17 protein-coding genes are annotated in these 20,648 nt (G+C 56.1%); 10 read left to right on the plus strand and 7 right to left on the minus strand.

Going from position 1 to position 20,648, the window contains the following annotated elements:
* Positions 1-89 precede the first annotated feature (89 nt).
* A complete protein-coding gene (glmM, locus tag AL01_RS05880) occupies positions 90-1,460 on the plus strand; it encodes a phosphoglucosamine mutase (protein WP_077396529.1) in 1,371 nt (456 codons plus the stop codon).
* Between the two features lie 122 nt (positions 1,461-1,582).
* Here the strand turns inward: glmM and AL01_RS05885 are convergent, their stop codons facing one another.
* The 5 genes from AL01_RS05885 to AL01_RS05905 all read right to left on the minus strand — a co-directional run bounded on the left by AL01_RS05885 (position 1,583) and on the right by AL01_RS05905 (position 6,108).
* The gene (locus AL01_RS05885; protein ID WP_077396530.1) at positions 1,583-2,332 is read right to left on the minus strand and encodes a response regulator transcription factor; all 750 of its coding nucleotides are present in this window, start codon (positions 2,330-2,332) and stop codon (positions 1,583-1,585) included.
* A gap of 484 nt (positions 2,333-2,816) precedes the next feature.
* Positions 2,817-3,269, minus strand: a complete 453-nt coding sequence (locus tag AL01_RS05890) for a hypothetical protein (RefSeq protein ID WP_077396531.1) — start codon at positions 3,267-3,269, stop codon at positions 2,817-2,819.
* Complete coding sequence (locus AL01_RS05895) at positions 3,269-4,507, minus strand: aminopeptidase (RefSeq protein WP_077396532.1); 1,239 nt, start codon at positions 4,505-4,507, stop codon at positions 3,269-3,271. Before AL01_RS05895 ends, AL01_RS05890 begins: the two co-directional genes overlap by 1 nt.
* A 36-nt stretch (positions 4,508-4,543) precedes the next feature.
* The gene (hisC, locus tag AL01_RS05900) at positions 4,544-5,608 is read right to left on the minus strand and encodes a histidinol-phosphate transaminase (protein WP_077396533.1); all 1,065 of its coding nucleotides are present in this window, start codon (positions 5,606-5,608) and stop codon (positions 4,544-4,546) included.
* Entirely contained in the window at positions 5,605-6,108 is a 504-nt protein-coding gene (locus AL01_RS05905) for an ankyrin repeat domain-containing protein (RefSeq protein ID WP_077396534.1), read from the minus strand. The genes hisC and AL01_RS05905 overlap by 4 nt, the downstream gene beginning before the upstream one ends.
* A 357-nt stretch (positions 6,109-6,465) precedes the next feature.
* Here AL01_RS05905 and tkt point away from each other — a divergent pair, with 357 nt between their 5' ends.
* From tkt to AL01_RS05940, 7 genes are all read left to right on the plus strand, one after another.
* Positions 6,466-8,532, plus strand: coding sequence for a transketolase (tkt, locus tag AL01_RS05910; protein WP_077396535.1), 2,067 nt, complete (start codon positions 6,466-6,468; stop codon positions 8,530-8,532).
* Between the two features lie 18 nt (positions 8,533-8,550).
* Positions 8,551-11,400, plus strand: a complete 2,850-nt coding sequence (locus tag AL01_RS05915) for a bifunctional transaldolase/phosoglucose isomerase (RefSeq protein WP_077396536.1) — start codon at positions 8,551-8,553, stop codon at positions 11,398-11,400.
* Between the two features lie 2 nt (positions 11,401-11,402).
* The gene (gene gnd, locus AL01_RS05920; RefSeq protein ID WP_077396537.1) at positions 11,403-12,407 is read left to right on the plus strand and encodes a phosphogluconate dehydrogenase (NAD(+)-dependent, decarboxylating); all 1,005 of its coding nucleotides are present in this window, start codon (positions 11,403-11,405) and stop codon (positions 12,405-12,407) included.
* A 78-nt stretch (positions 12,408-12,485) separates the two neighbouring features.
* Complete coding sequence (locus tag AL01_RS05925) at positions 12,486-13,328, plus strand: Cof-type HAD-IIB family hydrolase (protein WP_077396538.1); 843 nt, start codon at positions 12,486-12,488, stop codon at positions 13,326-13,328.
* Positions 13,329-13,347: 19 nt separating this feature from the next.
* A complete protein-coding gene (gene pgl, locus AL01_RS05930; RefSeq protein WP_077396539.1) occupies positions 13,348-14,088 on the plus strand; it encodes a 6-phosphogluconolactonase in 741 nt (246 codons plus the stop codon).
* Positions 14,085-14,774 (plus strand): ribose-5-phosphate isomerase RpiA, encoded by a 690-nt coding sequence (gene rpiA / locus AL01_RS05935; protein WP_077396540.1) that lies wholly within the window; start codon positions 14,085-14,087, stop codon positions 14,772-14,774. Before pgl ends, rpiA begins: the two co-directional genes overlap by 4 nt.
* Complete coding sequence (locus AL01_RS05940) at positions 14,762-15,331, plus strand: gluconokinase (protein ID WP_077396541.1); 570 nt, start codon at positions 14,762-14,764, stop codon at positions 15,329-15,331. Before rpiA ends, AL01_RS05940 begins: the two co-directional genes overlap by 13 nt.
* A gap of 162 nt (positions 15,332-15,493) precedes the next feature.
* Here AL01_RS05940 and AL01_RS05945 read toward each other — a convergent pair whose 3' ends face one another.
* Positions 15,494-16,963, minus strand: a complete 1,470-nt coding sequence (locus AL01_RS05945) for an ATP-binding protein (RefSeq protein WP_077396542.1) — start codon at positions 16,961-16,963, stop codon at positions 15,494-15,496.
* Positions 16,960-18,201 (minus strand): TIGR03862 family flavoprotein, encoded by a 1,242-nt coding sequence (locus tag AL01_RS05950; RefSeq protein ID WP_077396543.1) that lies wholly within the window; start codon positions 18,199-18,201, stop codon positions 16,960-16,962. The genes AL01_RS05945 and AL01_RS05950 overlap by 4 nt, the downstream gene beginning before the upstream one ends.
* Before the next feature lie 138 nt (positions 18,202-18,339).
* Between AL01_RS05950 and panC the strand changes: the two genes are divergently transcribed.
* Together panC and AL01_RS05960 are read left to right on the plus strand one after the other, a co-directional pair.
* Positions 18,340-19,170 (plus strand): pantoate--beta-alanine ligase, encoded by an 831-nt coding sequence (panC, locus tag AL01_RS05955; RefSeq protein ID WP_077396544.1) that lies wholly within the window; start codon positions 18,340-18,342, stop codon positions 19,168-19,170.
* A gap of 259 nt (positions 19,171-19,429) precedes the next feature.
* Positions 19,430-20,548, plus strand: a complete 1,119-nt coding sequence (locus AL01_RS05960) for a glycerol dehydrogenase (protein ID WP_077396545.1) — start codon at positions 19,430-19,432, stop codon at positions 20,546-20,548.
* The last annotated feature ends 100 nt before the right edge of the window (positions 20,549-20,648 follow it).

Here is a 20,648-nt window from a genome sequence, read left to right on the forward strand (position 1 = left end):
GGGGGCGTTTCACGGTGTAACAGGTGGGCCTGTCCTGTCGGCGACCGGTAGAAAGCAGGCAGAGAGACAGAAAATACAGAGGGGAAGTCATGGCAGACAAGCGGATGTTTTTCGGCACTGACGGTATCCGTGGTACGGCCAATACGGCACCCATGACGGTTGAGATCGCTCAGAAGTTGGGGCAGGCGGCGGGACTTTATTTCTGCCGACAGGGAGAGACGGGGAGACAGCACCGTCATACGGTCGTTCTCGGTAAGGATACACGCCTTTCCGGTTATATGATTGAATGTGCCCTGGTCTCGGGGTTTTTGTCCGCTGGTGTGGATGTGGTGTTGCTGGGTCCTCTGCCAACCCCGGCTGTTGCTTTCCTTACACGGTCTCTGAGGGCCGATCTGGGGGTTATGATTTCAGCCTCTCATAATCCATTTACGGATAATGGGATTAAGCTGTTCGGTCCGGATGGGTTCAAGCTCTCCGATGCGGTGGAGAAAGAGATTGAGGCCCTCATGGCAGAAGACTTGAGCGGCCAGCTAGCTTCTCCTGCAGCTATAGGGCGAGCCTCTCGCCTGAATGACGCAGCCGGGCGGTATATTGAGAGTGTTAAATCATCCTTTCCCCGTGGGTTGCGTTTGGATGGTCTGAAGATTGTCCTAGATTGTGCGCATGGCTCTGCCTATCGTGTGGCACCTGCCGCCTTGTGGGAGCTTGGGGCAGAGGTCATCACCATAGGGGCTTCGCCGGATGGTCTGAACATCAATGATGGTGTTGGCTCTACTCATCCAGAGGCTCTTTGCGAGGCGGTGCGTGCCAATAAGGCTGATTGCGGCATTGCGCTTGATGGCGATGCGGACCGTGTCCTGTTTGCTAATGAACGTGGCGAGTTGGTAGATGGTGACCAGATACTGGCCCTTATCGCCACGCTCTGGAAGCGTATGGGATGGCTGAATGGTACCGAGATTGTAGCGACTGTTATGTCCAATATCGGGCTGGAAGAGTATCTGAAAACACAGGGGCTGAGCCTGCATCGTACAGCGGTTGGTGATCGTTACGTTGTAGAGCGTATGCGTCAAACTGGTGGCAATCTGGGCGGGGAACAGTCTGGCCACATGGTGTTGTCCGACCATGCTACAACGGGGGATGGTCTTCTGGCCGCCCTACAGGTACTGGCGGCTCTGGTAGACTCTGGCAGGCCTGCCAGTGAGCTTTGCCACCTTTTCACGCCATATCCGCAGACATTGAAGAATGTACCCTATAAGGGGACGAATCCTATGCAGAACCCGGCTCTAGGAGAGACTGTCCGCTGGGCGGAAGAGCAGCTTGCTGGGAAGGGACGTCTCGTTTTGCGGGCTAGTGGAACGGAACCTTTGATCCGTGTGATGGTGGAAGCTCGGGATGAGGCACTAGTAGCGGATGTGGTGGAGCGGGTCAGTGCTCACATCCAGCAGTTGGCAGCGCGCTAAACAATACATTAGGATTCTGCGCAGAGAAGAAGCCCCCGAGCCTATGGCACCGGGGGCTTTTTGTTAGATCATTGGTAGCGTAGGAGGGAGGGGCTGACTCGGCATCCGCCCCTTTTTCCGTTTTAGCCCGCCTGACGCATGGGGGGAGTCCCGTCAGAAAAGGTCTGCGGGGCAACATGGTTAGCACTGTTGGAGACAACGGCTGGGTCTTGCAGAATGTAGCCACGGCCCCAGACGGTCGTGATCATATGTTCAGCCCCAAAACGCTGGAGCTTACGGCGCAGCTTGCAGATGAACACATCGATGATCTTCATCTCGGGTTCATCAATACCGCCATAGAGGTGATTCAGGAACATATCCTTGGTAAGGACAGCACCCTTACGCAGAAGGAGCAGCTCCAGAATGGAGTATTCTTTGCTGGTCAGGTGCAGGAAGTGACCATTGACGCTGACCATCCGGCTCTCTAGGTCCAGCTCTAGCGGGCCGACACGCAGACGTGGCTCGGAGATGCCATAGGCACGGCGGGTTAGGGCCTGAATACGGGCCTGTGCCTCGTTCATGTCGAAGGGCTTCGTCACATAGTCATCAGCACCAGCGGAGAAGGCAGAAACCTTGGTGGAGGAATCCATCCGGGCAGACAAAACCATAATAGGCGTTGCGATGCGGGAGCGCCGAAGCTGGCGGATCAGTTCTTCCCCTGGTAGGTCAGCCAAGTTCAGCTCGGTTATGAAAAGATCATAATCGTAGTGCTTGAACATGTTGAGAGCTTCATCAGCGGTTCTGACATGATCGACCGCATAAGAAGATTTTTCCAACACCTTCACCAGATGGTTCACCGCAACGCTGTCGGTATCAGCGATGAGAATACGCATAATTTCAACTCCCCTTGGACTGGTTGTAGTATGGAAGATATTTTTTATAGGATGCAACCTTTGATTGTTTTTCTTGTAATCCATACAACTAGAACAGGAGCTACTTCTGCTCTCCGTATGGGGCATTTTTGTGTTGAGTAGATGATAATTTAATGTCGTCTTTTGCACTGAGGAAGAAAATAAGGGGAATGGGCTTCAATAATTAAGATGAATACTTATCCCTTTGTGTGTAACTATCTATGTATATTCAATTTTTGGCGAATATCACAGGAACGTGAAAAGCGTTTTACTAAATAAAGAAAAAATTAAAATAAGCATGAAGCCACATTAGAGCAAATTACCGAACACACTTATCGGAATAACTTTTCTTTTTTTACGGAGTTGGAGCCGCTTAATAATTTTTTACGCAAAGAAATAAAACCGCTTTACTCCCATTTTTATAGAGCAAAATAATATAATTAGGATTTTGGAAGTCCGAATCGCTTTAGGCGTCGCCGGGCTCTGTCGTGCTGGATGCCAGAAGCTGGGTGATCTGCTCTGGCGTGCCAATCAGCGCACAAGCAACAGGGTGCGTCCTGTCTGCAACCAGTACAAGGCGTGTCTGTGCAGAGCTAGGAAAGAGGTCAGTCTCTAGCGTGAAGACAGACGCATCTTGCTGCCCCTGTGCCTCCGCCTCGCGGGCCGCCTCGCTAAGGAGGCGGGCGCTGATGCGCTCCAGCGCAGGGAGGAGGCGGCTAGCTGTTTGCTCTTCCGTCTCACCGCCCTCCGTTGTGGAGTGGCGGTGATGGGCGATGAGCTCGTTCCATCCTGCACGGGTTAGGAAACTAGGAATCCCCGCCTCTGGTGTAGTGCGTTCGGCACGAAGGATGAGGCCGTTCTGAGCAAGGGAGAGGATATCCAGTTTGGGCAGGCGGGTTGGATCAAGCGTGATGGCCATTAGACCCACTCACCAGAGCGCATAAGAGGAACTTTCTGGCCGTCCTTCACTCCATCAATATCGATTCTGTCGGAACCGATCATCCAGTCGATATGGATGATGGAGTGATTGGCCCCACGGGCGATCAGCTCATCCTCGCTTAGCCCGTCAGGGTCGGTCATACATTTTGTGTAAGCCTGGCCGAGGGCAATATGGCAGGCGGCGTTCTCATCAAACAGAGTATTTTGATACAGGATGCCGCTCTGGGAAATGGGGGAAGAGTGAGGGACAAGGGCGACTTCACCAATGCGGCGAGCCCCTGCATCGCTCTCTAGAATACGGTTCAGAACATTTTCGCCTTTGCTGGCGTGAGCTTCCACAATGCGGCCTTTCTCAAATCGGACCTGAATCCCGTCAATCAGGGACCCTTGATGGAAGAGCGGCTTGGTGCTGGAGACGGTCCCTTCCACACGGGCGCAGTGCGGTGTGGTGAAGACCTCCTCTGTCGGAATGTTCGGGTTGCAGACAACGCCATTTCTAGCTTCCTCAGCACCACCGGCCCAGAGGTGACCATCAGCCAGCCCGACTGTTAGGTCTGTTCCAGGCCCGGTGAAGTGCAAGGCGTCAAAGCGGCGGTCATTGAGCATGGCGGCACGGGCATGGAGGGTCTTGTTATGCGCTGCCCAAGCGGAGACAGGGTCTGCCACATCCACACGGGAGGCATGGAAGATGCCGTTCCACAGGGCCTTCAGAGCTTCATCTTCTGGGAGATCAGGGAAGACCTGTTGTGCCCATGCTGGGGTGGCACAGGCGATGATGTTCCAGTTGATGTCAAAATTGGTGATGCGCTCCATAGCGGGGCGATAGGCCGCAGAATTAGCCCGGCTAACACGGGAGATATGGTCCGGGTTCTGGTCCTTCAGCAGGGTGGGGTTTCCCCCTGTGATGGCCATACGGGCAGCCCCGTTGCCAAAAGCCTCTGCCATGCCATTGGCTAGCCAGCCCGCAGCGGTGTCGAAACCGTCCTCGTGCCCGTGAATAAAGCGGGCCAGCGTGGTTTCATCATCCTGATACAGCGTGGTGACGAGAGAGGCCCCGGCCTTGTAGGCATGGGCGGTAATACGCCGGATGAGGGGCACGGCCTCCAGCCCCGCTGTGATGATGAGTTGCTGGCCGGGGCTGATGTTCAGCCCGGTGCGGACGGAAACTTCAGCCAGACGGTCCAGAAGTTGCTCATGTGTGAAAGATGATGTGGGCATGGGATAATCTCGTGAAATGATGATGTTTGGATGGAATTAGAGAGACAGGATTTCGTCTAATGCCTTCAGCAGGGCATCCATTTCCTCATCTGAGCCGATGGTGATGCGGAGCCAGTCGCTGATGCGGGGGCTGCTTCCCTGATGGCGGACGATGATAGCCCGCTCCCGCAGAGCATTGAAGAGCGTATCAGCCGAGCAGTCGGGGTGATGAACCAGAATGAAGTTACCTACGGAGGGCAGAACCTTTAGCCCACGCTCCCGCAGGGCCGTGACGGTGCGGTCTCGTGTAGCGATGATGCGGCCGACAGTCTGTTCTAGCCATGCTTTATCCCGGACAGACGCCTCCGCCCCGGCCTGTGCAGGGCGAGAGAGGGGGTAGGAGTTGAAGCTGTCCTTCACGCGTATCAGTCCCTCGATCAGCTCGGGCGAACCGATAGCATAGCCTACACGCAGCCCCGCCAACCCGGAGGATTTGGAGAAGGTACGGGTAACGAGTAGGTTGGGATAACGCTGCGTGAGTGGAACGACACTTTCGCCACCGAAATCAACATAGGCTTCATCAATGATGACCGTCTGGGTGGTGAAGCGTTTTAGCAGCGATTCAATAGCGGAGACGGGCAGACCGATACCGGTATTGGCGTTGGGGTTGGCGATGATGATGCCACCAGCTGGTCCCTCGTAATCCTCCACGGCGATGGTGAAATCATCCCGTAGGGGAATGGTACGATACTCCAGCCCGAACATCTGGCAGTAGATCGGGTAGAAACCGTAGGTCACATCGCTAAACAACACCGGCGCATCATTGCGGAATAACGCTTGGAAGGCATGGGCGAGGACTTCATCAGAGCCGTTCCCGGCGAAGACACATTCAACTGGAACCTGTTCCTGCTCAGCAATGGCCGTACATAGGGCGAGGGCCGCCGGGTCGGGATAGAGGCGCAGGCGGTCATCTGCGCTGGCCTTTATGGCTTCCAGCGCACGAGGGGATGGGCCGTAGGGGGATTCATTTGTGTTCAGCTTGATGAGCGTGGCCATGCGGGGCTGTTCGCCGGGGACGTAGGGCTGGAGGTCGTGAACCTTCTTGTTCCAGAACTGGCTCATTGTGCAATCTCCCCCTCAAACAGGCTGCCCAACCCTTGGCGGTGAGCAAGGTCACGGGCGGACAGGCCTTCGGCATCACGAATATCGGGATTGGCACCATGTTCCAGCAGCATACGGGCTATGCCCTGTCGCCCGAACATGATGGCAAACATGAGCGGCGTGCGGCCAGCATGGTTGGCTTGATCAATATGCGCTCCACGTTCCAACAGCAGGAGGGCAATGGCCTCATATCCTTTAAAGGCCACCCCGGAGAGAGCCGTAGCTCCCTTGGCATCTACGCCGTTCGGGTCGGCCCCGTTATCCAGCAGCAGGCGGGCCGTATCGAGCTGGTCGTTATAAGTGGCGACAATTAGTGGGGTATAGCCTCGGCTGTCGGCGCAGTCGGCAGGCATTCCGGCTTCGAGAAACTGTCTGACCAGATCATTCTCTCCATTGCGGGCCGCATCAATGAAGAGAGCGGTGATCTGCTCTGGGGTGAAGGACATTTCGGGCTGCGTCATGGATGGGCTGCCTTTGTGATAAAAGAATGTGCACGCATGTGGCCTCCGAATGTCCTGCCTGTTTGCGGCTAGGTCAAGGGGGAAGGGCCTCTCTGATACGTCGGATATGTGATTGATGCAGGATGGATGGAAGAGGGCAGCATGACCGGAATCTGCCTTAGGGTCTGACAGGTGCGACCTGTCTATACTCTGGAGGTAGGAAAATTGACCTTATTTGTCTGTTGGGCATTGCGTTCTTTCGCAGGATAAGGCCACTTGTGAAATATCCGGACTATGACAGGCCGTGTTAAGGGGCATGAGCCTGACATGGGAGACCGGATGATTGTTTGAATTGAGGATGTTAGATCAGTGAACAGTATGCTGTCGAAACTTGGCATAGACACGATCCGCACATTGGTGATGGATAGTGTAGAGCGCGCAAAATCCGGTCACCCGGGTACCGCAATGGCTCTGGCTCCGGCTATGTATGCTTATTGGCAGTTTACGATGTATTATAACCCGGCCGATCCCTTTTGGCCGGGGCGTGATCGATTTATTCTCTCGGGTGGGCATGCGTCTATCCTTCTTTATGCCACGGTCTTTCTTGCCGGAGTGAAGGATATTGAGAACGGACAGGTCGTTGACCGTCCGGCTCTGACGTTGGAAGATTTGAAGAACTTCCGCCGGTTTGAATCCCGCACGCCGGGTCATCCCGAATATGGGCTGACTGCCGGCGTTGAAATCACAACCGGTCCGTTGGGGCAGGGATGCAGTAGTGCCGTTGGCATGGCCATGGCCGAGCGGTGGCTTGCTACCCATTATGGGCGACCGGGCTATGACCTATTTGGCTATCACATTACCTCTTTCTGCGGTGATGGGGACATCATGGAGGGTGTCGCCGCCGAGGCTGCGTCTCTGGCCGGGCATCTCAAGCTGGGCAACCTGACATGGGTCTATGATAGTAACCGTATTTCCATTGAAGGCTCCACGGATGTAACCTTCACGGAAGATGTGGCTATGCGTTTTGCCGCCTACGGGTGGCAGGTGCTGGAGGTAGATGATGGCAATGATGTTCCTGCCATCTGCGAAGCTCTACAGCAGGGCCGTGCAGAAACCTCTCGCCCAACGCTGATTATTCTGAAGACGGTCATTGGTTATGGGGCACCGGGTAAGGCCGGTACAGCCTCCGCCCATGGTGAACCGCTCGGTATGGAAGCACTGGTGGGGGCCAAGAAAGCCTACGGCTGGCCCGATGACGCACCGCACTTTACTGTGCCTGAAGGCGTGAAGGAGCGTTTCCAGGAGCTGGCTGGCCAGCGTGGCGCTAAGGCTCAGGCGGAATGGGAGGCGCAGTTTGCTGCCTATTGTACCGAGTATCCGAAGGAAGGGGATGAGCTAAAGCACATCTTCGCTGGTACATTGCCGGAAAGCTGGGACCAAAATCTACCCGTCTATCCTGCTGATGAAAAAGGGATCGCATCCCGCCAGAGCTCCGGTGAAGTGCTGAATGCTATAGCGTCTCAGTTTCCGTGGCTGGTTGGTGGGGCGGCAGACCTTGCGCCATCCACCAAGACGCTCATCAAGGGGGCACGGTCGTTGCAGGCTCCGTCCAACATGGTGCAGGAAGGAGCGCATTATGATGGTCGGAACGTCCACTTCGGGGTGCGTGAACATGCAATGGCAGCCATTTGTAATGGCCTAGCCCTGAGTGGCCTACGGCCCTTCTGTGCGGGCTTCCTGATCTTCTCGGATTACATGAAGCCCGCTATCCGTCTTGCGGCTTTGATGCATCTGCCAGTGATCTATGTCTTCACTCATGATTCTATTGGCGTGGGTGAAGATGGGCCGACCCACCAGCCGATCGAACAGCTAGCCCAGTTTCGGGCGATGCCGGGGCTGACTAGTTTGCGTCCGGCAGATGCAAATGAAGTGGTGGAAAGCTGGCGTGTCGCCATGCAGCATCGTGCTGGCCCTGTGGCCCTTGCCTTGACCCGGCAGAATCTGCCAACGCTGGACCGTACCCGTTATGCTTCTGCCGCTGGCGTGGCTCGTGGTGGTTATGTTCTAGCCGATTGCGAAGGTACGCCGGAGGTCCTGCTTATGGCTTCTGGCTCCGAAGTGTCGCTTGTTGTTGGGGTCTATGAACGGTTGAAGGCCGAGGGGGTGCGGGCCCGTGTGGTTTCCATCCCGAGCTTTGAACTGTTCGAGAAGCAGGCTCGCACCTATCGTGACGCTGTGCTGCCGCCTTCTGTCCGTAGGCGTGTTGGTGTGGAGATGGCGTCCGGGTTTGGCTGGGACCGCTATGTGGGGCTGGACGGTGTCGTCATTGCCATGAATAGCTTCGGTGAATCCGGAGCAGCATCGGAGCTGATGGAAAAATTCGGCTTTACAGAACAGGCTGTTTACGAGCAGGCCCGCCTCTTGTTACGGGCCGCAGAAGACTGACTGGAGAGGAGCAAAACAATGGAAGGCACCCTGCCAGAGACCCCTTTGACCGGTCTGGCCCGTCATGGCCAGTCCATTTGGTTGGACTTCATCAGGCGAGATTTCGTTGAAGATGGTCGCTTGGCCGCCATGGTGAAGGAGGACGCCCTGAAGGGGGTGACCTCCAACCCCGCTATTTTTGAGCAGGCCATCGGGCATGGTGCGGAATATGAAGAAGCCGTACAGGCCCTTCTGGAGACGGGTAGCCTGACCGCTGGAGAACTCTATGAGGCTCTGGCTGTGGAGGATATCCGTCAGGCCTGTCAGGTTCTGCGCCCTGTTTTCGATGAGACAGGCGGGCGGGATGGCTATGTCAGCCTTGAGGTCTCTCCCTATCTAGCCCATGACGCCAAGAGAAGTTTGGAGGAAGCCCGCAGGCTTTGGCAGCAAGTGGATCATCCTAATGTGATGATCAAGATTCCGGCAACGGAAGAAGCCATTCCAGCCATCGAGCAGGCCATTGCTGAAGGTATCAATGTCAATGTCACGCTTCTCTTTGCGATTGGCATGTATGAAAAGGTGCTGGAAGCGTATCTGAAAGGGTTGGAGACACGGGTAAAAGCTGGTTTGCCAGTAGGGCATATCGGTAGCGTGGCCTCTTTCTTTGTCAGCCGTATTGATGGACGGATTGATGCCCGGATCGACCGCCGCATTGCAGCGGAAGACCCGGAAAGTGAGGCACTGCAAGCATTGCGGGGGAAGGTGGCCATTGCCAATGCCCGTATGGCGTACCAGCATTACCTTAGTGTTATAGCAAGCCCTCGTTGGCAGGCACTGGCGGCAAAGGGAGCGCAGACACAACGCCTTCTCTGGGCCAGCACAAGTACGAAGGATAAAGCCTATCGTGACGTGCTGTATGTGGAGGAGCTGATTGGTGCCGATACCGTTAACACGCTACCGCCCCGCACGCTGGAGGCCTTCCGAGACCATGGGGTTCCAGAGGGGCGTTTGGCTCAGAATGTAGAGGCTGCCCGTAAGATTCTGCTGGAAGCGGAGCGGTTGGGGCTTGATCTGGATGGTGTGGCCACCACCTTGTTGGAAGAAGGGGTGGCGGCTTTCGAGGTCGCTTTTGATGGATTGCTCGGTGCGGTTGCAGCCCGCCGGGAAGCTGTTTTGGGGGAACGTCTTATGCGAGTATCCTTGGCACTGTCAGGTGAGTTGGAAAATGCCGTTGTCGCGGCCGGTAAGAGCTGGAGCCAGGACGGCAAGGTACGGCGCATATGGGAGCGTGACGCCTCTGTCTGGACCAATGGGCCGGAAAGTAAATGGCTGGGATGGCTGGATGTCGTAAAAAACGGTCGGGCCGCTCTTGAGACTTATGAAGCCCTTGGCCGTGAGGTGAAGGAGCGTGGCTATAGCGACGTGCTGCTTCTGGCTATGGGTGGGTCCAGCCTTGGACCGGAAGTGCTGGAAGAAACATTTGGGCGGGTTGCTGGTGGTCCTAAGCTGCATGTGCTGGACAGCACCGACCCTCAGCAGGTAGCCAGCTTCCGCAAGGCTATCGACCCGGCCAAGACGTTGTTCATCGTGTCCAGTAAGTCCGGCAGTACACTGGAGCCGAACATCCTGTTCGCCTATTTCTGGGATCAGGCAGAAAAAGCTTTGGGTCGCAGCCCGAGTGAGCATTTTGTTGCCGTGACGGACCCCGGCTCTTCATTGGAGACATTGGCTAAAGAGCGTGGGTTTGCCCATATCTTCCATGGCAACCCAGAGATTGGTGGCCGGTATTCCGTTCTGTCCGCCTTTGGCCTCGCCCCAGCTGCGGCGGCGGGGTACGATGTTCGGTCCTTGCTGGATAGTACTCAGCTGATGATTGAGGCTTGTGACGCTTCCGTTCCGCCCGTTACTAACCCCGGCGTGAATCTGGGGCTCGCCCTTGGTGTGGCAGCAACGAGCTTCCGGCGGGACAAGGTCACGTTTGTGGCGTCACAGAAAATTGCCTCCCTTGGGGCTTGGCTGGAGCAGCTTCTGGCTGAGAGTACCGGTAAGAACGGTACGGGCCTCATCCCCATAGATGGCGAGCCGCTGGGCACCCCTGAAGTGTATGGGGATGACCGTGTTTTCGTGGAGCTGCGGTTGGGGCATGAGCCAGTCAATCCGGGGCTGAAGGCCCTGCGTGAGGCGGGGCATCCTGTCGTAACCTTGCATCTGGATGATGTTAGCCAGATCGTGCAGGCTTTCTTTGTGTTTGAGTTTGCCACGGCGGTAGCTGGGTCCGTGCTGGGGATCGATCCATTTGATCAGCCAGATGTAGAGTTCAGTAAGGTGGAAACCCGCAAGCTAACCAAGGCTTATGCCGAAACGGGGCACTTGCCGGAGGAAACACCCTTCGCCAAGGATGGCGATCTTGCCTTCTATGCTGATGAGCGCAACCGTGAAGCCTTGGGCAACGGCAGTGCAGAAACCATTCTGAAAGCTCATTTTGACCGTGTGGGTAAGAATGATTATATTGGCCTCCTAGCTTATATTGAGCGGAACAAAGCCCATATCGCCTGGGAGCAGACGGTGAGAACAGAGTTGAGGGACCAGCTTCATGTCGCAACAGCGGCGCAGTTTGGTCCACGCTTCCTTCACTCGACAGGCCAGGCCTATAAAGGAGGCCCTAATAGCGGTGTCTTCCTACAGGTGACGGCAGATGATGCTGCCGACCTGCCCATCCCGGGGCATGCCTATAGCTTTGGTGTCGTTAAGGCCGCTCAGGCACGAGGGGATTTTGACGTTCTGGCTGCCCGTGGCCGTCGTGCGCTGCGTGTGCATATTGCCGGGCCCCTGCATGCAGGGTTGGACCGTCTCGCTCAGCTGGTGACAGATATTCTAAAAGGAGCTTGAGGATGCGTATCGGAATTGTCGGACTTGGCCGCATGGGTGGCAATATTGCTGTCCGCTTGACCCGCAAGGGGCATGATGTTGTCGCGTTCGACCGGACACCCGCTGTCACCGAGAAGATTGTCGAGCGGTCAGAAAAGGGGCGGGCTCAGGGAGCCCCAACCTTCGAGAAAATGGTTGAGCTTCTTGCTGGTGAGGAGCGGCGTGTGATCTGGGTCATGCTGCCAGCCGGTAAGGTGACAGAAGATTGCATACAGAAGCTCGCCCCCCTGCTGGGTAAGGGTGACATCATCATTGATGGTGGCAATACATATTACAAGGAAGATATCCGCCGGGCGAAAGAGCTGGCCGAGCGTGGCATTGATTATATCGATGTCGGCACCTCTGGCGGTGTCTGGGGTCTCGAGCGGGGCTACTGCATGATGTATGGCGGCGAAAAACACGCTGCTGAATATGTGGACCCGATTTTGAATGCTTTGGCACCGGGTATGGGGGATGTGCCCCGTACGCCGGACCGTGAGGACGATGGACGTCATGATCCACGGGCCGAGAAAGGGTACCTTTATTGTGGCCCGGCCGGTGCTGGCCATTTTGTGAAGATGATTCACAACGGCATTGAATACGGTATGATGCAGGCCATTGCTGAAGGCTTTGATGTGCTGGCTAGCAAGAACTCCGAAAAACTGCCGGAAGAAGAGCGTTACGACCTGCATTTGGCCGATATCGCCGAGGTATGGCGCCGTGGCAGTGTCGTCTCTTCTTGGCTGCTGGATCTGACAGCCGAGGCTCTGGCTCGTTCTGGTGACCTGAACGAATTCAGTGGCGAGGTGCAGGACTCCGGGGAAGGCCGTTGGACGATCGAAGCCGCCATCGAGGAAGATGTCCCCGCACCGGTGATGACAGCCGCCCTATTCACACGTTTCCGGTCCCGTACTGGCAACAACTTTGCCGAGAAGGCCTTGTCTGCCATGCGGTACGGCTTCGGTGGTCATACCGAACGCAAGAAGTAATACATTGTCCTGAAGAGCGGGGGATGCGGGTAGGGGGCCGCACCCCTTCTTCCCCCCGGAAGGGAGGAGGAGACTCACATGACAGAAATATCCCCGACAATCAGATTGGTGCTATCCGACATGGATGGCACCATTCTTGATTCTGACCATACCATTTCTCAGACAACAGGCGCAGCTGTACAGCGCCTTGCTGAGCGGGGTGTGGCTCTGGCACTTGTCAGTGCTCGTATGCCGGCGGCCGTGCTGCCCTATGTTCGTCAGCTTGGGTTGAAGGGGCCGTGTGCGGGGTTTAACGGTGGAGTCTTTTTCACGCCCGATGGAAATATTCTAAAAAGCCATCATTTCCCCGTTGAGAGCCTCATGGCTATTATGGAAGCTCTGTCTTCTTTCCCTGTGGAAATCTGGTTTCAAACAGAACAGGAATGGTTGGTTCGTGATAGCCAAACGCCGTTGGTACAGCGGGAGCGGGAGCTTACGGGTATGACCCCACGGGAGGTTGAATCCCTTCCCATTACGCCGGAAACGGTAAACCGGCTCATAGTCTGTTCTGATGATATAGCTTTGGTTGCTCGGCTGGAGGAAGAGTTGGCACCTCCTTTTGATGGGCGTGCCAGCATGTTGCGTTCGGCTCCCCATAAGCTGAATATCACGCCCGCCAAGGCCACGAAGGGGCAAGCCGTGGTTGAACTTGCCAGACTATATGGCGTGACCCCGCAGGAAGTTGCCGCTCTTGGTGATGCCCCTAACGACATTCCCATGTTGCAGGCCGCTGGTATGAGCATTGCTATGGGGCAGGCGCAGGACTCTGTGAAAGAGCAGGCGAGCTATGTTACCGGAAAACCTGATGAAGGTGGCTGGGCATACGCAGCCGAGACGTTCATTATGCCGACAGCTCCTTTTTCAGATGGGAGCAGAAAGTGATTCGGAGGGTACGACGGGTATGACAACGGACATGCGCCATGCGGCCGTGGAGGTTCTGAAGGATTCAGAGGCAGTTGCTATGGAAATGGCAAAGCTGCTGATTGCGACAGTGAAAGAAAAGCGGGAAGGCAAGGTACGCATCGCTCTTTCTGGTGGGTCTACGCCTAAACAGCTTTTTGCGATTCTCGCCCGGCCTGAAATGGCCCAGCAGGTCGATTGGTCTCGTGTCGAGATTTTCTATGGGGATGAACGTCATGTGCCCGAGGGCCATGCGGACAGCAACCATGCGAGCGCCCGCACATTGTTGCTTTCCAAGGTTTCCATTCCGGCGGATCAGATTCACCCGATGCCGACAGATACCACGGCCAAGGAGGATGCCGCCCGGTATCAAAGTGTTCTGGAAAAGGCCTACGGCTCCACAACCCTTGAGGCAGGCCGCCCGCTCTTTGATATTGTCATGCTCGGTTTGGGAACAGACGGTCACACAGCATCTTTGTTCCCCGGTGAACCTGTTCTTGAGGAAAAGAAGGCTTGGGTGAGCGTTGCCGCCCCCAGCACAGCCCCGCATGAACGTCTGACATTAACTTACCCGGCCATTGCCTCCAGCGCATTGGTTGTCTTCTTGGTGACAGGGGAAAATAAAGTACCAATGTTGGCCCGTTTGCGTCAGGGTGATGGCAGCATCCCATCCGGGCGTATTGTTTCGGAAGGGAAAATCCTCATACTGGCAGACAGCGCTGCTGCTGGAGAGCCTTCATGAACGTAGATGACTGTAAACGTGCTGCTGCCCATCTTGCTGCAAGCCTTGTCAAACCGGGAATGGTTGTCGGGCTGGGAACAGGAAGCACAGCAGCCTTCATGATCGAACGGCTTGGCGAGCGTGTTGCCAAAGAGGGGCTGAAGATTCAGGCCATTCCAACCTCTGAGGAGTCAACAAAGCTTGCTCGTGCAGCGGGGATTCCGATCACGACGTTTGCAGATCATTCCGTAGTCGACATCACTATTGATGGTGCGGATGAAGTGGAACGTAAAACGCTTCATCTCATCAAAGGGTTGGGGGCTGCTCTGCTACGTGAGAAGATTGTTGCACAGGCGTCACGGCGTTTTGTCGTGATTGTCGATGTGACCAAACCGGTTGACCAGCTTGGCCAGCGGGTGCCCGTACCAGTGGAAGTTGTTCCATTTGGTTACGAGGCAACAGCGGCTCGTCTGGAGGCTATGGGGGCAAAGGTTATTCGCCCTCGTCGGCATCTGACGGGTGAGCTACTTACTACCGATAATGGGAACAGGATACTTGATTGCGCTTTCGGTCCAATCGATGACGTGCAGGCTCTGGCCGCACGACTTGATGGTACGGTGGGCGTGGTGGAGCATGGGTTGTTCCCCAATATGGCGACCGATGTGTTGGTTGCCACCGAACGGGAGGTTGAACAATGGGCGCCATGACAGAGAAAGAGGCTGCTCAGGCAGCAGCTGGTATTGCTCCGCATTACATTGTGGTGATGGGTGTTTCCGGTAACGGCAAGACCACTGTAGCCGAGTTGCTGGCCAAGAGCCTCGGCTGGCCGTTTCAGGAAGGGGACGATCTGCACCCCAAAGCCAATGTGGAGAAAATGCGCAACGGCCACCCGTTGACGGATGAGGACCGCGCCCCTTGGCTGGAGCTGTGTCATGACTGGCTGGCCAAATGCGCTGAGAAGGGTACCGGTGCCGTACTGACATGCTCCGCCCTGAAGAAGAAATATCGTGACGCATTGGCCAAGCATATTCCGGTGCAGTTCGTTTATCTGAAGGTGGACCCGAAGATCATAGAGGAACGGCTGCAGCACCGTGTCGGGCATTACATGCCGCCAACCCTGCTGCCAAGCCAGCTGGCCACTCTGGAAGAACCGACCGATGACGAGCCTGTCATTCGTGTTCCCGGTGATGCAACACCGGAAGAGCTGCGTGACCGCGTGATCGAGCGTCTGCGTGTTGTGCCGCCGCCGCAGATGGTAGACTGATACGGGGCTTCTGGCATTCGTTCAGAAATGGTCCTTAGGGACTTTGGAAGATGGCGGGGCGTTGGCTCCGCCATTTTTTGTAGGAGGGGAGTAGAGAAGAACAGCAGGCTTCTACTTTGTTACTCCCCTCGGGGCTACCGATACTAAGAAACGTCCGGGTGGTCAGAGCGAGGCGGCTGTCTGCCAGCCCGGGCCGATAATGGCAATACGGCGATGACGGCCTGTGCCTTGTAGAATGATGGCCTCGCATTTTTCGAGATAAGTTAGCTGACGTCGTGCACGGCCAAGAGAGTGTGTGCCATAGGCACGGGCCAGAGCGGCATCATCTGGGCAGGGCTCTCCCTCCATGGCAGCACGGGCCAGCAAGAAATAGACGGGCTGCATGTCCTCAGGGAGGCGGCCGGCCCGTTGCTGGATATCCTGCCATGCGTCACTTTCAGCCTGTTCCCGTGTGATGCCGCAACGGATAGTGCTTAGCATGGTCTGAAACTGAGGCATGGGCAGGATGTTGCGGGAGAATCCGGCCAGCCGGGCCCGCATTTGGAAGTCCTGATACAAGGTGGCGAGTGGCCGATAGGCCGCATCTTCATCTTGCCCTGCTTCGGCTACCAGATTCCAGAGTGTTTCCGGGTCAGGGGTGGCCATTTGCTGGCTCTGCTGTTGCTCTCTGGCATCGCGGGAAGAACTGTAGGCATCCAGCTGGGCAAGCAGGTCCGGTTTGGGGGCCGCTGGTTCCTTGCGGGGGCGGGGAGCTGGTTCGGGTGGGGCCTCTAGAATGAGGTCACGTAGCTCATCCATGGGAATATTGGGCTGCTCCAGCGGCATGAGGGCAGGCCCTCCGGCATGGCTGGCAGTTTCGACTGGGCCGATGGTAACTCGCTGTGGGCGGCGGGCCAGAGCAGGCCCCAGAGCCATGAACTGACCACGAGCAAGGTCCCGGAACGCTTCAGCGGCGCGGCGTTCCATGCCTAGTAGGTCGGCTGCACGGGCCATGTCTATGTCTAGAAAGGTCCGGCCCATTAGAAAATTAGAGGCTTCTGCAGCGACATTCTTGGCGAGCTTGGCAAGACGCTGGGTCGCAATGATGCCCGCCATGCCACGCTTGCGCCCACGGCACATGAGGTTCGTCATGGCATTGAGAGAGATGCGGCGAGCTTCATCGGAGGTATCGCCCCCTGCGATGGGCGCAAAGAGCTGCGCCTCATCCACCACAATGAGAACCGGGTACCAGTAGGCCCGTGGGGCTTCGAACATGCCTGTTAGAAAGGCTCCTACCGAGCGGAGCTGTCCTTCTGGCTCACTCTGCTCCAGATTCAGTACGACAGAAGCCCGGTGCATTCGCACACGCTCCCCTGCACTCCGCAGGCTGGCTTCAGACTGTGTGTCTGTCTCGATGACAAGATGGTCGTATTTTTCGGCTAGAGTAACAAAGTCCCCTTCCGGGTCGATGATGACCTGTTGGACAAGGGTTGCGCTCTGCTCCAGCAAGCGGCGAAGGAGATGAGATTTCCCAGAACCGGAGTTGCCCTGTACGAGCAGGCGGGTAGCCAGAAGTTCGGGCAAGTCGATATGGGCATCCTCGCCACGGGTCGTGGTGCCAAGAAGAAGGGGGCCGAAATGTGATGAACTCATGGCGTTACTTTACCGGGCAATGAGCGCGAGAGCCAGTGATGAACGCCTTCTGCACAGCAGTAGGCGGTAGAAAAACAGCCTTGTAGTAGATACCCACCTGTAGGGGCGTCCCAGTCCAGCATTTCACCACAGGCAAACAGACCGGGCTTATGGTGGAGCATGAGATTATCATTCAGGGCGTCCAATTTTAGGCCGCCAGCGGTGGAGATGGCCCGGTCCAGTTCGGCAGGGGCTATAAGACGTAGGGGGGCCTGCGTGATGGCGTTTGTCAGCTCTCTTGCTGTGCGGGCTTCCGGGCAGAGGCGAACAAGTAATTCCCGCATGGTGCGGTCCAGCCCTAATGCTTTGCGGAGTTTGTTGCTACGGCTTTCACGGATGCGCTGGCGGGAGAGACGTTCCATGATGCGCTCCGTTCCCAGAGTCGGGCGGAGATTTAGATGGATTGTTATGCCCTTCTCATCTGCCTTTGCCAGAGCCTGCCGCAATAAGGCTGAAAGGGCGTAGAGTGGTGCGCCTTCTAGCCCCCGCTTTGTGATGATGATGTCGCCTCGTTGTGTCTGACCCGCAAAACTGAGTGTGATGCCCCGAAGGGTGGCACCTTCATGGCGGAGTAGGAACTCTTCTGGCCAATCCGGCATGAAACCACAGTTAGAGGGGGCAAAGGGGGTGCAATAGTCTTTCAATAGTGAGGCCCAGTGCCCATCACTGCCCAGTCGTGACCAGCTTCCACCGCCACAGGCTAGGATAACGGCTTGTGCGGTTCTGTGAACAGGCCCTTCGGCTGTCTGGAAGGTGAGGGAGAGGCCTTGCATGTCTGTCAGCCTGTGCCGGGGAAAGAATTGCACGCCTTGTTCCTGCAGGCGGTTGAGCCAGCGGCGCAGAAGAGGAGAGGCTTTGAGAGATTTTAGGAATACGCGACCAGAACTGCCGGTAAAGCAGGGTTCGCCCAGCTCTTCGGCCCAGTGGCGGAGAGCCTCGGGTGGAAAGCAGCGGATAATGGGTTCCAGCCGGTTCTGTGCAGCACCATAGCGTTGAAGGAATAGGTCTAGCGGTTCGCTATGGGTTAGGTTCAGCCCGCTGCGCCCAGCCATAAGGAATTTTCGTCCCGGTCTGGCCATGTGGTCGAACAGATGGACCTTATGGCCTTTTTTACTGAGACGTTCGGCAGCGAACAGTCCGGCCGGGCCTGCGCCGATGATGGCAATGGGGGATGTCTGTGCCGTGCTGGTATCAGGCATGAGTGATCCGTTCGGTTGGGTGATTTGCGGGAGTGAGCTGTTGTTAGCCTGTTCCGGCCTCTCGGGGAAGACAAACCAGAGGCAGGCAGGCTATGGAAGAGAAAAGGTCATGAGGTGGCCATGAGGAGAAGGAACGACATGAAACTCTGCACAACGGTTCAGGAAATGCGGCAGGAACGGGCAAAGCTTGGGACAGTCGGTTTTGTCCCGACTATGGGGTTCCTGCACGAGGGGCATCTCTCCCTCGTCCGGCGTGCTAGAGAAGAGAATGAGGCTGTTGTCGTCAGTCTTTTTGTCAATCCCATCCAGTTTGGCTCTCCTGATGATCTGGCCAATTATCCCCGTGCGGTAGAGAGGGATATTGCCTTGTTGCAAAAAGAGGGTGTGGCCTGTGTTTTCACGCCGGATGCAGCCGAGTTTTACCCCGATGGTTTTGCTACGCAGGTGGATGTAGGCGGTGTAGCGCAGGAGTTAGAAGGGCCATCACGCCCTGGTCATTTTGCTGGTGTAGCAACGGTGCTGACCAAATTCTTTAACATCGTCCAGCCGCAGCGGGCCTATTTTGGGCAGAAAGATGCCCAGCAATGCGCTGTCGTCCAGCGTTTCGTACAGGACCTGAATATTCCGGTAGAGATCACCACCTTGCCAACATGGCGGGAGGCGAATGGTCTGGCAGGCTCAAGTCGTAACAGCCGTCTGACAGAGGAGGAACGCAGCCGGGCACCGGTTCTGCATCAGGCTTTATGTCGTGCCCGTGATCTGGCCCGGGGTGGCGAGCGCAGGCGCATGGTTCTGGAAGAGGCCATACGGGATGTGCTGGTGAAGGCCGGCCTGACAGAGATTGATTATGTCACCGTGGTGAACCCAGAAACCTTTCAGACAGAAGAGACGGTGGGGGAAACGGCTCTGGCCTTGTTGGCTGTGAAGTTGGGGGCTGTTAGGCTGATTGATAATATGCCTCTGTTCTGAAGAGAAGTTGCAATAATTCTCATGTTGCCAATGAATGGAACGGAATGATCTTCTTTTAACAAAGGGGGTCGTATCTGTCCTATTATTCGTGCGTGGAAATTTATTTAAGACAAGAGCAGTCCTATGGTTGCAACCTATGCATGACAATACATGCTGGCATGATGCAAAAACCCGGATTGGCTTCTGGTCAATCCGCAGGTGAGGGGGTAGCGTGGCGAGGTAATGAGGCATTTACATATGCTTGAAGGAGATATCGAGCATGGTTGAGAAAACCCCCCGCACCGTTTCAGCCCCCAAGAAATTCATCATCGGCACGGGCCTGCTCGCTCAGCTGCATGATTTTGTAAAAGATTTTGGTGATAACGCTTTCATCATTAGTGACGAGTTCTTTGTTGAGCGTGTTGAGAAAGAGTCCGTTGCCGGGCTAGAGAAAGCAGGGCTGAAGGGTAAGGCCGAAAAATTCCAGCGTGAATGTACGGATGCCGAGATCAAGCGTCTGGGCGAGCTGGCCAAGGCGCAGGGTGCTAACGTGATTGTCGGTATCGGTGGCGGTAAGACGCTGGATACCAGCAAGGCCGTGGCTCACTATTACAAGCTGCCTCTCATCCTTTATCCGACTATCGCCTCTACCGATGCTCCGTGCATTGCTCTGGCTGTCATCTACACGGAGAAGGGCGAGTTTGACCGTTATCTCTTCCTGCCGCAGAACCCCGATGTGGTGGTGGCTGACACGGGCGTGATCGCCGGTGCACCGGTACGCTTCTTTGCAGCGGGTATTGGTGATGCTCTCTCCACCTATTTCGAAGCCCGTGCTTGCTATAATTCCGACGGTGTGAACCTGTCCTGCAAGCGTCCGTCCCGCACGGGGCTGGGTCTGGCCCGTATGTGCTACGATCTGGTTTGCCAGAATGTTGATCTGGCCATGGACGCCGTGCGCAACAAGGTGCCGACCCGTGCGCTGGAAGAAATGGTCGAAGCGACCATTTACCTCAGCGGTACAGGTGCAGAGACAGGCGGTCTGGCTGCTGCTCATGCTGTGCATAACGGTATGACCGTTATTGAAGACCTCCACCACGCTCAGCATGGTGAGAAAGTGGTGTTCGGTCTGCTGACCCAGCTGGTTCTGGAGAATGCACCGAAGGAAGAGATCGAAGAAGTGCTGCGTGTTGTCCGGTCTGCAGGCCTGCCGATGACCCTCAAAGAGCTTGGGGTCAAGGAGTTTGTGGAGGCAGACTGGCGCAAGGTGGCAGAGATTGCCTGCGATAAGAATGACACGATGGGCAATCTGCCTTTCAAGGTCACGCCGGATGATGTCTATCATGCCATGGTTGCAGCAAATGCCCTTGGCGAGCGTTACCGTGCTGCCCATCAGGGCTAATATGGCCTGACAGGCTAGGGCTGTGGAAGTACGGCTCTTTATAAGAAAGGTCCGGAGTTTTCAGGCTCCGGGCCTTTTTTTGTGAGGTACGAGCGATTAG

It is taken from the genome of Bombella intestini (assembly GCF_002003665.1).
GTDB lineage: Bacteria > Pseudomonadota > Alphaproteobacteria > Acetobacterales > Acetobacteraceae > Bombella > Bombella intestini.